Source organism: Maricaulis sp., from assembly GCF_030149235.1.
Lineage (GTDB): Bacteria > Pseudomonadota > Alphaproteobacteria > Caulobacterales > Maricaulaceae > Maricaulis.
The window spans coordinates 21,762-34,871 of record NZ_JASBRW010000002.1 but is presented as its reverse complement, the minus strand read 5'-3'; the positions used below and the strand labels follow the sequence as shown (position 1 = coordinate 34,871).

The window sequence follows — 13,110 nt, the reverse complement described above, 5'->3', positions numbered from 1 at the left end:
CTGTCGCGGGCCATCGACTATGTCACCAAGATCAAGAAGACCCCGATCGTGGTGTCCGATACGCGCGGCTTCTACGCCAACCGTTGCGTGATGCGCTTCATCGGCGAAGGCATGAACATGCTGGCCGAAGGCATCAAGCCGTCCCTGATCGAGAATGCGACCCGTATGGCCGGCATGCCGGTTGGTCCGCTCTCGCTGCAGGACGAGGTGGCGCTGGATCTCGGCGTGAAGCTGATCAAGCAGACCAAGTCGGATCTCGGTGACGACTACAAACCGTCGCCGACCGAGCCGATCCTGTTCAAGATGGTCGAAGAGTATCAGCGCTTCGGCCGCAAGAACGGCAAGGGCTTCTACGACTACCCGGCTGAAAAGGGACAGCCCAAGCGGCTCTGGCCGGAGCTGGAGCAGTTTGCTCCGGGTGGCAAGTATCTCGAAGATCAGCCGTCTGCCGACGAGATCAAGGACCGCATCCTCTTCACCCAGGCCATTGAAGCGGCCCGCTGCATGGAAGAGGAAATCGTCATCGATCCGCGTGAGGCCGATGTCGGCTCCATCCTCGGCTGGGGCTTTGCGCCCTATACCGGCGGTGCGCTGTCCTTCATCGACACCTATGGCCTGGCCGCTTTCGTCAAGCGTGCTGACGAGCTGAAAGCCGCCTATGGCGAGCAGTTCGAGCTGCCGGCCCTGGTGCGGGAAATGGCCGAGAAGGGCGAGACCTTCTATGGCCGCTTCTCCACCCAGCCGGCCCCGGAGCCGGTTGCGGCGGAATAAGCGTCCAAGCGTTTAAGCTGAAGAGCCGGCCCGGAGATCATCCGGGCCGGCTTTTTTGTGTGCGCTTGCGGTGGACTGGCGGAGCGGGCATGGTTGGCTTCCGTGTTTTTGGGTGTGCGTAATGGTGGTTCTTTCAGCGCTTTTTCTGTCTGTTCTGGGGATTCAGGACGGTGATGCGGCCGCCCTGCCTCCCGCAGAACCCTTCGCCCCCTTCGCCTCTGCTGCCGAGGAAAGCTGGTACAGCCTGTCACCGGACGGCAATATCGCCATCTATGGCACCCATAATGCCGACTGGGGCGAGCACAGCGTCATGCTCCGCCGACGCCTTCGCCGCGGCTGGTCGGACCCGCAGCCGGTCCAGATCGATGGCGCACCCTGGCCGGTTGAGATGCGGGCCATGCGCTTTTCGCCGGAGGGTGACCAGGTGGTGTTCTCTTCCGCTCCCATGCCCGGCGAGGAGCGACAGGACTGGGATCTCTGGATCGCCTATTGGGATGATGGCCGGCTGGTCGCGCCCTGGCGTCTGCCTGAGCCGGTCAATTCCAGAGCCAATGATTTCCATGGCAGCCTGGCGGCCAATGGCAGCGTCTATTTCGCCTCCAACCGCCGCGGTGGGGCCGGCGGCTCTGACCTTTACCGCGCTGTCCCAGACATGCGCGCCGGCTGGCGCGTCGAGCGCCTTCGGGCCCTGTCCACGGCCCGCTCCGAAGCCGATATTTTTGTCTCCGCCGACGAGAGCGCGGTGATCTTCACTCGTACCGATGCCGCAGACGGTTTTGGCGGCGATGATCTCTACATGGCCTATGCCGAGCGGGAAGGCTGGTCTGAAGCGGTTAATCTCGGACCTGAGATCAACACGCCGGAATATGAGTATGGCGCATATGCCGACCTGGAGAGCGGACAGCTCTGGTTCACCAGTTTCCGCAATGGCAATTACTCGATCTATACGGTGCCGCTGGCCGCCACCGCGGACTAACGGGTCGCGCTCGTTGGTTTTCCCCTGAAACACGAGGTTGGGCGCGCCTTGTAAGGCGTTGAAACCAAATAGTCCTCACAGGCGTATTATGCGCTTTAGAGCAGCAAAACCGGCAGGCAAGCGCCTAAACGTTGATTCTGCACTTCCTGGTCGAGTGCTGCGCAATTTCATTCGAGCAGACCGCCGCAAGCTCCAGACTCCAAACGTCGAATCCCGATTTGAATAGAGATATTACGATCGGGCATATTATATGAGATGCAACTTGCCTGTCCCTGCACATTATTCACGCCTCTTTCACGGTCACAGGCAGGCAGTCCGACACATGCTCGACACCACTTTCAACTTCTTCCGGGACCCGTTGCGATCGCTAGCGGTCGCCTGCTGGGGGCTGGCAGTCGTGTTGACGGTGCTGCTCGGCTGGATGGCCTGGGTGGCGGTCGAGGATGCCCGCCATACGGCCCAGCATCTCGCCGCGCACGGCGCGCAGATCGCCACGGCCGGTGCCCCTTACGAGCACGCCTATTAGACGCGACCGGCTGCCGGTCGTGCAGTTTTCAGGTGGTCGCCCTACCAGCACTTGCCTAATCTGTCCCGGCTTGAAGCTGCGGAGGGCATTCTATGAGCCAGGCCACTCTGGACGAAGAAGACTATATCATCGGTGCCAATGAGGCCGAGGTTCAGCGTCTCGGGCTGCAGCATGCGCTCTGGCGCGAAGCCGCGCTTGGGGCCTGGCGACGGGCCGGGCTCAAGGAAGGCATGACGGTGATGGATCTGGGCTGTGGCCCCGGTTATGCCGCCTTCGACCTGGCCCAGCTTGTTGGCCCGCAAGGCCGGGTCATCGCCGTCGACCAGTCCGAGCTTTTCCTGCAAGCCCTGGAAGAGGGCGCACGGGCGCGTGGTCTCGGCAATATCGAGACCCGCCAGGCAGCCATTGAGGACTTCACCTGGCCGGAGGGCGAATGTGACCGGGTGTGGTCGCGCTGGGTCCTGTGTTTCCTGCCCGACCCGGATGCCGCCATTGCCGGGATTGATCGTGCGCTGAAACCGGGCGGGGTCTTCATGACCCAGGAATATGTCGACTATCGCAGCTTCCGCCTCGAGCCGGCCGAGCCGGTCTTTGATCGCTTCGTAGCAGCGGTTGAGGCCAGCTGGCGTCACTTCGAGGGGGATCCCAATATTGGCCGCCGTTTCCCGGCCATGTTCCGCCGTCACGGCTGGTCGATTGAGGAAATGACGCCTGAAATGCACGCGGTACGGCCCGGCGAGGCGCTTTGGCGCTGGCCAGCGAGCTGGTTGAAAGAGGCGCCGGCGCGTCTGGTCGAGCTGGGCTTCCTGGCGCCGGAAGACGCGGCGGGCTTTCTCGAATTCGTTGCGCAGCGTGAGGCTGATCCGGATGCCTTACTGATGACGCCGATGGTGCTTACGGCGCGAGCGCGCAAGCCGGAACTGTAACGCGTACTCCGTGGGCGGATAAAAATTACCATTGAAAAAAGATTCGGGCTTTTCTGTTGAATCACTTGAGCGATTCGAATTTTCCACATTTCCGAATCACTTTGGCGTTGACCCGCGGCTTAACCCTTGATTAACGTTTTCTTGTCGACGGCGCCAAACGCCTTGTCTGCAAAGGTAAATCGGGCGGAAGCCGGCGGCAGGCTTGAAGATCGTATACGTCAGTATGCGGACCAAAAGTCTCAACCCAAGTTTCGGCTGGGTTGGTCCCGGGAAAACTCCGGGGGTGCAAACGGAAGCCACTGGCAACAGGGGTGAAAGGGCGCGCAACGGAACCTGCTCGTCAGGTGCCGAACCCCGAAGCGGAAACGGGACAGGTGACGGCCAGCACTGGCAACAGTGCCGACTGGAGCCGACGGTGCCCCGCTGGGGTGTCGGGTCCCGGGATAGGAGCCGGGAAAGGCGAGGACCGCGCTGGCAACAGCGTTTGTCAAAGCCGACGGTGCCTCGATAGAGGGATCGGGCTCTGGGGTAGAAACCAGGGAAGGCGATGGCCGCGCGAAGGAAACGACGCGAGGCGAAAGCCCGCGGTACTCCGTAGGGAGGATCGGGTCCCAGGGTGAAAGCTGGGAAAGGCGATGACTGCGCGCCGGAAACGGCGCCAGTGAAAGCCGACGGTGCCCCGATAGGGGGATCGGGCTCTGGGGTAACAGCCAGGGAAGGCAATGGCCGAGCGAAGGAAACGACGCCCGCCAGAGCCGAACAGTCCGGGCGCGAGCTCGAGACTGTGTCCCGGACCACTAGGTTCGGGGCGTGTGGACGGCCAGGGCCCTTAAACAGGTACAGCCGGACGCAACGCCGCCGCTCGCCGCCTTCCCTTCACGGGGAAGGGACGGGCGGTAGGTGTGTGGGGCAAAGGTCTTTCTCGCCCTGCTCAACTCCCCCTTCATCGCTGTGTCCTTGTTCTGGCGGGCACCGGATCCCGCGCCTTGCCATCTTGCCGCCATACAGCACCCGCCAAGGCAAAGCCCGGCACTCTGCTGAGCGCCGGGCCTTCTGGGGGGGCGGGGAGGGCGGTTTAGTGCGTCAGGCCTGCAGGGCTCGCGGGATGAGCGGCAGGCGCGGTGCCTTGAGGGCGAAGGCGCCGGAGCCGAGAAGGGCTTGCACGCCGGCAGTCACCACCAAGAAGGGCGGGAACTCCCAACCGCCGCCCTCGGCCGAGAACAGCCAGCCATTGGGCAGGTGGACCAGGGTAGCGCCAGCAAGCACCGGGATCAGGCCGAGCGAGACGATGCGGGTATAAGCGCCTGCGATAAGGGCCAGCCCGCCGGCGATTTCGGCGAAAATGACCAGATAGGCGACGATGGCCGGGAGGCCGAGGCTGGCAAAAAAGCCGACCGTGCCCGGAACGGTGAAGACCAGGATCTTGAGCAGGCCGTGGGCCAGGATGAGGGTGCCAAAGCTGACGCGCAGCAGGGCCGCGCCATAGGCGGTATTGTTATTCGGGTTGAACATTCGTGTCTCTCCATATCGGTTGCGGCGGCGTGTCGTGTCGCGCCGTCGATTGATGTCGCAGAGAGAGATGACATCTCGACATAATGGAGATAATAACGTAGAAATGCGCAAAACATTTTCTATTGAGGAAACAATGGACCGTATCGACGCGCTTCGTCTCTTCTGTTCCGTTGCCGAGCTGGGGTCCTTCACCCAGGCCGCCGAGCGCGAGGGCATTACACCGGGGGCGGCCTCCAAGCAGATCACCGCGCTGGAAACCCGCCTGCAAGCCCGCCTGTTCGAGCGGACGACCCGTTCGGTCCGTCTGACTGATGCCGGTACGGCGCTGCGGGACCGCGTCCGTCCCTGGCTCGACGAATATGATGCCCTTGAAGAAGGCGTGGCCGATGCCCGTTCTGCGCCGGCAGGCTTGTTGCGCGTTTCGGCACCGGTTGATTTCGGCCCGCGCAAGCTGATGCGCCCGGTAGCGGATTTCATGAAGCAATGGCCCGGCGTGGAAGTGCGCCTGACCATGGGTGATCGCATGGTCGACCTGGTCAATGAGGGCTTCGATGTCGGTGTGCGTATCGGCAATCTGCCCGATAGTGCCCTGATCGCGCGCCAATTAGCTCCGGCCTGCATGTCCCTGTTGGCCTCGCCCGACTATATCGCCGCCGCCGGCGCGGTGACGCACCCGGCGCAGCTGGCGCATCACGACGTCATCATCGATCGCAACAAGCCGGCGCCTCAGCAATTGCGCTTTGCGCGCGAGGGCGAGGTGCAGGAGGTCCGCGTCAATGGCCGCCTGACCCTGAATGGAGCCGTCGCGGCGGTCGCTGCCGCCAGTGCCGGAGTCGGGATTGCCTGTTCGCCATCCTGGGCCGCCGAGGAGGCGTTGGCCGATGGCCGCCTGGTCGAGCTGTTGCCGGACTGGCAGCCGGAGCATCGTGATCTCTGGGCCGTCTTCCCGTCTTCGCGCTATATGACACATCGGGTGCGGCTCTTTGTCGATCATCTCGCCAAGGCCTTTGCCGAGGGCATCTGATCGCCTCTACGCGTAACCGGCATTCCTGTGCTAGCCTGCGCCGGAAGCCATTCTGATGGCGTCAAGTTCGGGGGGAAATATGAGGCGTTTGATTGTTCTGGCCCTGGTCTGCGCAGGGCTCACGGCCTGTGGAGCCACGACCACTGGCGGTGCCGGCGGCATGGCGCTGTCTGCACTGAACCCGGAGGCCGGCGGTGCGACCAACTCCGAGCCAAGCGGTTTTGGCTATCTGCTGTCCGGCGGCGATGGTTGGGAGGGCAATCTCGAATTCCTTGACGAACCGGGACAGCCCGCCGTCGCCTTTGCCTTCAACTCGGTCCATTCCGGCGGCGCGACGGGCGAGCTGGAAGTCTCCATGCCCTATCTCGATGAAGGCGTGCGCCGCTATCACGGTGAAAGCGAGCGCGGCGAGACCATCGCCATCCAGCTCCAGGCCGGGCCGTGCCAGCAGGACGAGCGGACCTTCACCCATTTCGCGGCCGTCCGCATCGGTGATGTCGCGGTGACCGGCTGCGCCATGGAGCGCGCCGAGCTGGACAGCTGGGCGAACTATCTGGCCAGCTACCTACCGGCCATCGATACCTGCCTCGATGAGTTCGGACCGCGCGCCCGGCATGTTTCCTATGCCTATGAAATGCCGGGCGGAAATACCGCGGTGCGTCTGGTCGATACCGCCGGGCTGAGCTGGGAGTGCGCGACCCGCGAGGACGGCCGCGCCATGAACTCCATGCGGCCCCTGACCGAAGCCGATGCGATGTTTGGTGAGGGCGATCCGGTCTTTGTGCGAGGCGAGATGCCGGAGGGCTTTGAGGGCTGTTATGTCTATGAAAGCGTGCGCGAGGCCGATGGCAGCCTGATCGGCGCCTTTGGCTATGACGTTTGCGATGGTGGACCGGCGCCCTCGGTCGGCTAGGGAGTTAACCGGGTTTTAAACGGATCAGCCCAGCCCTGCGGCATGCGTAAATTTCTGCTCCTGCCGTTGATTCTCTGTCTGAGCGGCCCGGCCCAGGCCGAGCTGACCGATATCCGTGCCCGCCTCGCCGGCGAAAGTGGCCGCATCTGGCTCGCCTTTGACCAGCAGCCCCGCGATGTGGTCGCCACACCGGGTGACACAGGCCTGGTGCTGGAAGTCCATGGAGTTAGCGATGTGGCGCGGGCCATCGAGCCGGCCCATCGTGATCTGGTTGATGCCATCCGCTTGGTCCCCGACGGGTCTCACCTGCGGATCGAACTCAGCGCCGCGCGCGCCTGGAGCAATGCCCGGGCGGAAATCCGCCAGGGCGGGGTCTTGATCGAGGTCGGCGTCAGTGCGAGCACGACCCCGCTGGCCCGTATCCGTTCGGGTAACGAGGCTCCAGCGAACGTCGCTGCTCCGGCCGCTGCCGCCCGGCCGTCGAGCCAGGCTGCGCCGTCAGCCCCGCCTCCGGCCGCGCCCGTCATCACACCGCCGCAGGCGCCGCAAGCGCCCCAGATTGACGTTCCGGCTCCGGCCGCACCGGCCGCTCCGGAGGCGCCAACAGCCCCGACTGAACTGGCCTCGCCGCCGCCCGCAGCCGAGGCCGAAGCGGCTCCGCAGCCCGCTCCGGAAGCGCCGGCCGTGCCGGCTCTGCAGGCGCCGGACCGATGCGCCGCCGCCGCCACCGCGGTCGAGGACGATCCCTGGAATGACACGGCCCTGATGGTGCATGCCGGATGTCTGAATGCCGCGGGCTCGCGCCGTGAAGCGGCCGGTATTTATGCCCAGATGCTCGCCTTTGAACCAGAAAACACCGAAGCCGCCCTGGCCCTGGCGGAAATCCATGTCGCAGAGGGCAATCGCGCGGAAGCGGCCGCGCTGTATCGCCAGGTTGCCTCCCAGTCGCGCTCCGATGCTGCCGCCGCGGCCGCGCTGCAGCGCGCGCGCGAACTGGAGCAATAATCATGAGCGAGGCGCCGCGTGGCCGGGTCCTGATCATCGCCGGGTCCGATAGCGGCGGTGGTGCCGGTATCCAGGCCGATATCAAGGCGGTTTCCGCCATGGGCGGGTTCGCCATGACCGCCGTGACCGCGATTACCGTGCAGAACACGCTCGGTGTCACCGGTATTCACCCGGTGCCCGATGACACCGTTGCCGATCAGATGCGCGCCGTCCTCTCCGATCTCGGAGCCGATGCCATCAAGACCGGCATGCTGGCCACGGCCAGTTTGATCGAGACGGTTGCCTCTGTGCTGGAGCAGGAAGCACCGGCCGTGCCGCTCATCCTTGACCCGGTCATGGTCGCCACGTCGGGCGATGCGCTGGTCGACACAACCGCCGCCGAGGCGATCAAGTCGCGCCTGCTGCCGCGCGCGGCTCTGGTCACGCCTAATATTCCGGAAGCGGAACGCCTGACTGGCCTGACCATTGGCGATCTCGATACCCAGATCGCCGCGGCCGAAGCGCTTGTGGAGGCCGGCGCCCGGGCGGCGCTGGTCAAGGGCGGGCATATGTCCGGCGAGATCCTGCGCGACGTCCTGGTCTCCCCGCGGGGGCTGCAGATCTTCGAGCACGAACGCCTCGACACGCCGCACACCCACGGCACCGGCTGCACCCTGGCCTCGGCTATTTCCAGCCTGCTCGCCCAGGGGCACGCCCTGCCCGAAGCCGTGCGCCGCGCCGGCGACTATCTCCACAACGCCATCCGCCACGCCCCCGGCTTTGGCGCCGGCCACGGCCCGGTGGATCATTTCTGGATGTTGCGGGGCTAACCCTTCCGCCGTGACAACCACACGCCGGCCAGGATCACCGCCAGCGCTAGCAGCGCGTTCCAGCCGATCGTCTCGCCGATGATCACGCCGGTGATCACGGCGGCAACAGGGGTGAGATAGTTGACGATGGCGAGAAAGCCCGGCCCAGCGGTGCGGGCGATATGCATCAGCATGACCGAGGCGATGGCCGTCGGGGCGACGGCGAGCCAGATCACGGCGGCCCAGGCGCCCGGCGTCACACCTTCCGTCTGCATCAGCTCCCACACGCCGAAGGGCAGGGCGAGCAGGGCTGCGGTGATCAGCATGCCGGCGCCCGATACCGAGGGCGGTGTTTCCGGGATCAGGCGGGCCATGATGGCGTTGATGCCATAGCAGACGGCGGCGAAGACGACGGCGATCTGGGCCAGGAAGCTTTCCCCGCCCAGTCCTGACAGGGCTGCCGGGCCCATCAGGATGACCACGCCGCCAAAACCGATCAGGAAGCCGCCCAGCTTGGACAGATCCATTTTCTCACCCGGCACGAAGACATGGGCGAGGCCGAGCGTGGCCAGCGGCATGGTGGCGATGAGAATGCCGGCCAGGGCGCTGTCGATACTCTGCTGGCCCCAGGCGATGAGAAAGAAGGGCAGGGTATTGCCGAAAAAGCCCAGCCCGGTGAACCAGAGCCAGCGCTTGTCGGTGAGCGCGGGCATGCGCCGTCCGCGCAACATCGCCCAGGCCAGCAGGACGATCGCGGCCACGCTCAGGCGGACGAAGATCAGGGCTGCCGGCGGCAGGTAGTCGACCGAGTATTTGATAAAGGCAAAGGCCGATCCCCACAGCACGGTGAGAATGCCGAGCAGGATCCAGTGCTCGAGTGTGGGACGGGGCGGCGATTGGGTCACGCTAGAGGATTACTTTCAAAATTTCGGCGAGGCGCGTGATGTCCGTCTCATCATTGTAGAGATAAGGCGTGATACGCAGCCGGTCTCCGCGCTGGGAGACGTAGACCTGCTCCGCGGCCAGGCGTTTGACAAGGTCGCCAGGTGTATCCGGTGGCAGGGTGAGGCCGAGATAATGCGGCGCCCGGTCTGGCGTGGCAGGGACCAGTCCCAGCGGCGCTACGGCCTCGATGATCTCCTGCGTGCGCACGCCCAGCGTGGCCGAGATGGCGTCGACACCCCAGTCCAGGATCTGCTCCAGGCAGGCAATACCCGCCGGAACGAGCTGGAAGGCGGAGCGTTCGCCCATATCGAAACGCCGGGCGCCGGGCTGATAGGCGGACTGATAGTCGACCAGGCGGGCGAAGTCCTCGGAGCCCTGGCGATTGATCCAGTTTTCTTCCAGCGGTTCGGCGCTCTCCTGATGATGCGGCGCGATATAGCACAGCCCCAGCGAATATGGGCCGAGCAACCATTTATAGCCGGCCGCGACGGCGAAATCGGGCTGGATAGCCTCCAGATCGAAGGGCAGGGCACCGAGTGACTGGGTCAGGTCCAGCACCAGGGCGGCGCCCTGGCGCCGGGCCGCCTCGCTGACCCGCGGCAGGTCGACCCGCCCGCCATCGGACCAGTGCACATGCGGGCAGGCGACAATGGCGGTTTTCAGGGAAATCGCGGCGAGCAGGGCGTCGGTCCAGCTTTCATTGTCGGACCGGCTGACAGTGCGGATCTTGGCGCCGGTGCGCTCGGCCAGGGCCTGCCAGACATAGACATTGGAGGGGAATTGCCCGTCCAGAACGAGGATTTCCGAACCCGCATCCGGTTCGAGATTGCGCGCCGCCAGGGCCAGGCCGTAGGAGGCGGCCGGTACGATGGCGATATCATCCGCCGTGGCACCGAAGAGCCTGGCGCCGAGCGCGCGATAGCGCTCCGGCGCGTCGGCAAAAGCCTCCTGCGCGTTCACCGTCCAGGGTTGTTGCTTGTCGGCATAGCTTTGCGCCCCGGCCGCTGCCGCATGGCGCGGCATCGGGCCCATATAGGCGGCATTGAGATAGGCGACCTCGCGCGGCAGGTCGAAAAGCGCGCGTTGAGACGGGATCATGAGAAGGGCTCTTGCCCGCTAGCGCGAGCGGGGTCAACGTGTGACATCTCCTGCCCACGCTTTCCGATTCCGGAGTTTGCCCGTGCCGAAAATCAGCGTCGCCACCGCCCGAGCCCCCAAACCCGTGCTCAAACCTGCCGATCCGCGGTTTTCCTGCGGTCCGGTAAAGAAATACCCGGGCTGGGACTGGGACAAGCTGCGCGATGCGCCCTTGTCGCGAACCCACCGGGCCGGTGCGGCCGTGGCCCGCATCAAGGAAGCGCTCGAACGCACCCATGCACTCCTCGAACTGCCGGAGGATTATCGCGTCGCCATGCTGCCGGGCTCCGATACCGGCGCCATGGAAGCGGCGATGTGGTCGCTGCTGGGCCAACGCGGTGTCGATGTGTTCAGCTGGGATGTGTTCGGCAATCGCTGGACCCATGACGCCCGTGACGAGCTGAAGCTGAAAGACCTGCGCATTTTCCAGACCGAGCCGGGCGTGCTGCCCGATATCGGCCAGTATGACGGCAAGCGCGATGCGGTCTTCACCCTCAACGGCACGGCAGCCGGGGTCTGGATCCCGGGCTTTGACTGGATTGATGACGACCGCGAAGGCCTGACCATTTGCGATGCCACCTCGGCGGCGTTCGCGGTGGATATCGACTGGTCGAAGATCGATGTGCTGACCTTCTCCTGGCAGAAATGCCTCGGGGGCGAAGCCCAGCACGGCATGCTGATCATGGGCCCGCGCGCCATTGAACGCCTCAACAGCTACAAGCCGGACTGGCCGGTGCCCGGCCTGTTGCAGCTGCATTCCGGCGACAAGGCCAATATGGCTGTCTATGAGGGCTCGACCCTGAACACACCCTCGCTGATGTGTGTCGAGGATTATCTGGCCGCCTGCAAATGGGCCTCCAAGGTCGGCGGTCTGCCGGCGCTGATCGCCCGGCGTGAAGCTAATTTCGCGGCGCTGGATGACTGGGTGCAGGGCTGCGAGTGGGCGGATTATCTTTGCGAGGTGGCCGAGCATCGCTCGCCGGTCTCGGTGACGCTGAAATTCACCGACCCCGCCGTCACCGGCGCCGATACGGATACGCAATGGGCCCTGACCAAGGCGATCACGGCGCTGCTGGAACGGGAGAATGCCGGGCTCGACATCAATATGCACCGCGCTTCCGTGCCGGGGATCCGCATCTGGTGCGGGCCGACGGTGGAGCGTGATGATTTGGCCGCACTGGGCCCCTGGCTCGACTGGGCCTATGGCGAAGCGCTGGACGCGCTCTGATCAATTGGCTAGTGGTGGGCAAGGCGTTCGCCTCGGGCGCGAGTTTTTCCAAGGGGGATCAAGATGAAGCGTTGGATCACGGCTGCAGCCCTGGCGGCCCTTTGCACCACGGCAGCTCAGGCGGACGGACATGGCGATGAGGGCCTGGAATTCCGTTTCGGCGTCACCGCACATGATCTCGCCGACCATGTCGAGGACGGCCCCAATGTCACGGTCGAGCTTCTGTTTGAAAGCCCGGACTGGCTCGAGCCGATCTGGGAACCGCGCCCCTTCATCTATGGCTCTTTCAACACCAATGGCCTGACCAATTTCGGGGCTGTCGGTCTCGCCTGGGACTGGGAGATCGCCGACAATCTCGATTTCGAGTTTACCACCGGCCTGTCCTACAATGACGGCGTCGACGATATCGACCCGAACTCCCCGCCGGGCGACCCGGAGCGCATCCGTCTCGCCACGACGCGGGCACTTTTGGGCAATTCCATCCTGTTCTACAACGGCCTCGGCCTCGACTATGATCTCAACGAGACTTGGTCGGTGGGCGCCTATTACGAACATATCTCGCACGGCCAGATCCTGGCTTCCGGCCGTAACCAGGCGCTGGACAATGCCGGCGTACGCCTGAGCTATCGCTTCGGGCGATAGGCCTTTCCAAAATCACGGAAGTGCGCGTTTTCACCCTCTCCCACGGGAGAGGGTGGGAGCACATTTTGCATCCGGTTTCTACTCGCTCCGGGCCGCGGCCGCTTCTTCTGCCCGCGGATCGTTTTCCTGGCGCACATAGATGCCGGTGAACCAGACGCCCCATTCTCCATTGGCGCCCTCGATCTCGAAATGCTGGCGCACCGATCCGTCCTCAAGCGCCGTCCAGGTGCCGCGGAAGCCGGTCGTCGTGCCATTGGCCGGACTATGGATCTCGCCATTGAGTACCATGGCGCCGCTCTCATCGAGCCCGCCGGAATAATCGATAATGGCACCGGCCGAGACCCAGACCTGGCGCCACTGGCCGGTGAACGGGTCGAGATAGTTCATGCTCTCGCCGACCGAGCCGGAGGCGCCGGTCCAGTGCTCGGTAATCAGGCAGCCGCCATTGATCTTCTCGATCCGGTTCTCGCCCTGATAGGGGCCGTTATCCGGGGCGTAGACATTCCAGTGGCCGACCCAGAAGTCGAAATCATCATGCGCCTCTCCCGAACAGGACGGGGTCTGGGCATGGCCGGTCGCCGGCACCAGGGCCGCGAGGGCGGCTGCAAGCAGAAGGGGATTTGTCGTCATAACGGCGAGGCTCCTTAAAACATGCCGATCATGACCCGAGCGCGCTGATACTGCCCGCATCCGGCAGGGCGTGCAAATTCAACTGGC

At 64.5% G+C, this 13,110-nt stretch carries 14 protein-coding genes; 10 read left to right on the top strand and 4 right to left on the bottom strand.

The window, feature by feature from the left end; translation table 11 throughout:
• From Q1V51_RS00245 to Q1V51_RS00230, 4 genes are all read left to right on the top strand, one after another.
• Positions 1 to 771, top strand: a 771-nt coding sequence (locus Q1V51_RS00245) for a 3-hydroxyacyl-CoA dehydrogenase family protein (RefSeq protein WP_300551594.1), incomplete at its 5' end; no start/stop codon positions are given.
• 121 nt (positions 772 to 892) lie between these two features.
• Positions 893 to 1,747, top strand: coding sequence for a hypothetical protein (locus tag Q1V51_RS00240; RefSeq protein WP_300551592.1), 855 nt, complete (start codon positions 893 to 895; stop codon positions 1,745 to 1,747).
• 322 nt (positions 1,748 to 2,069) lie between these two features.
• A complete protein-coding gene (locus Q1V51_RS00235) occupies positions 2,070 to 2,273 on the top strand; it encodes a hypothetical protein (protein ID WP_300551591.1) in 204 nt (67 codons plus the stop codon).
• 92 nt (positions 2,274 to 2,365) lie between these two features.
• Complete coding sequence (locus Q1V51_RS00230) at positions 2,366 to 3,199, top strand: methyltransferase domain-containing protein (RefSeq protein ID WP_300551590.1); 834 nt, start codon at positions 2,366 to 2,368, stop codon at positions 3,197 to 3,199.
• A gap of 1,083 nt (positions 3,200 to 4,282) precedes the next feature.
• On the opposite strand, the gene Q1V51_RS00225 is transcribed toward Q1V51_RS00230, so the two are convergent.
• Positions 4,283 to 4,711 (bottom strand): DoxX family protein, encoded by a 429-nt coding sequence (locus Q1V51_RS00225; protein WP_300551589.1) that lies wholly within the window; start codon positions 4,709 to 4,711, stop codon positions 4,283 to 4,285.
• A gap of 133 nt (positions 4,712 to 4,844) precedes the next feature.
• Here Q1V51_RS00225 and Q1V51_RS00220 point away from each other — a divergent pair, with 133 nt between their 5' ends.
• From Q1V51_RS00220 to thiD, 4 genes are all read left to right on the top strand, one after another.
• The gene (locus Q1V51_RS00220) at positions 4,845 to 5,735 is read left to right on the top strand and encodes a LysR family transcriptional regulator (RefSeq protein ID WP_300551587.1); all 891 of its coding nucleotides are present in this window, start codon (positions 4,845 to 4,847) and stop codon (positions 5,733 to 5,735) included.
• Positions 5,736 to 5,814: 79 nt separating this feature from the next.
• Positions 5,815 to 6,648 carry a hypothetical protein gene (locus Q1V51_RS00215; protein ID WP_300551585.1) on the top strand — a complete coding sequence of 278 codons (834 nt, stop codon included), beginning with the start codon at positions 5,815 to 5,817 and terminating at the stop codon, positions 6,646 to 6,648.
• Between the two features lie 42 nt (positions 6,649 to 6,690).
• Positions 6,691 to 7,653 carry a tetratricopeptide repeat protein gene (locus tag Q1V51_RS00210; protein WP_300551583.1) on the top strand — a complete coding sequence of 321 codons (963 nt, stop codon included), beginning with the start codon at positions 6,691 to 6,693 and terminating at the stop codon, positions 7,651 to 7,653.
• Between the two features lie 2 nt (positions 7,654 to 7,655).
• Positions 7,656 to 8,462, top strand: a complete 807-nt coding sequence (gene thiD / locus Q1V51_RS00205; RefSeq protein WP_300551581.1) for a bifunctional hydroxymethylpyrimidine kinase/phosphomethylpyrimidine kinase — start codon at positions 7,656 to 7,658, stop codon at positions 8,460 to 8,462.
• Here the strand turns inward: thiD and Q1V51_RS00200 are convergent.
• Positions 8,459 to 9,346: a DMT family transporter gene (locus Q1V51_RS00200; RefSeq protein ID WP_300551580.1), complete on the bottom strand. Its 888-nt coding sequence runs from the start codon at positions 9,344 to 9,346 to the stop codon at positions 8,459 to 8,461. The two genes, thiD and Q1V51_RS00200, sit on opposite strands and share 4 nt — an antisense overlap.
• Before the next feature lies 1 nt (position 9,347).
• Positions 9,348 to 10,484 carry an aminotransferase class V-fold PLP-dependent enzyme gene (locus tag Q1V51_RS00195; RefSeq protein ID WP_300551579.1) on the bottom strand — a complete coding sequence of 379 codons (1,137 nt, stop codon included), beginning with the start codon at positions 10,482 to 10,484 and terminating at the stop codon, positions 9,348 to 9,350.
• A gap of 82 nt (positions 10,485 to 10,566) precedes the next feature.
• On the opposite strand from Q1V51_RS00195, the gene Q1V51_RS00190 reads away from it, so the two are divergent.
• On the top strand, positions 10,567 to 11,751 hold the full coding sequence (locus Q1V51_RS00190) for a phosphoserine transaminase (RefSeq protein ID WP_300551577.1): 1,185 nt from the start codon (positions 10,567 to 10,569) through the stop codon (positions 11,749 to 11,751).
• A gap of 63 nt (positions 11,752 to 11,814) precedes the next feature.
• On the top strand, positions 11,815 to 12,393 hold the full coding sequence (locus Q1V51_RS00185) for an acyloxyacyl hydrolase (RefSeq protein WP_300551576.1): 579 nt from the start codon (positions 11,815 to 11,817) through the stop codon (positions 12,391 to 12,393).
• 78 nt (positions 12,394 to 12,471) lie between these two features.
• Here the strand turns inward: Q1V51_RS00185 and Q1V51_RS00180 are convergent, their stop codons facing one another.
• Positions 12,472 to 13,023 carry a hypothetical protein gene (locus tag Q1V51_RS00180; RefSeq protein ID WP_300551574.1) on the bottom strand — a complete coding sequence of 184 codons (552 nt, stop codon included), beginning with the start codon at positions 13,021 to 13,023 and terminating at the stop codon, positions 12,472 to 12,474.
• Positions 13,024 to 13,110: the final 87 nt, after the last annotated feature.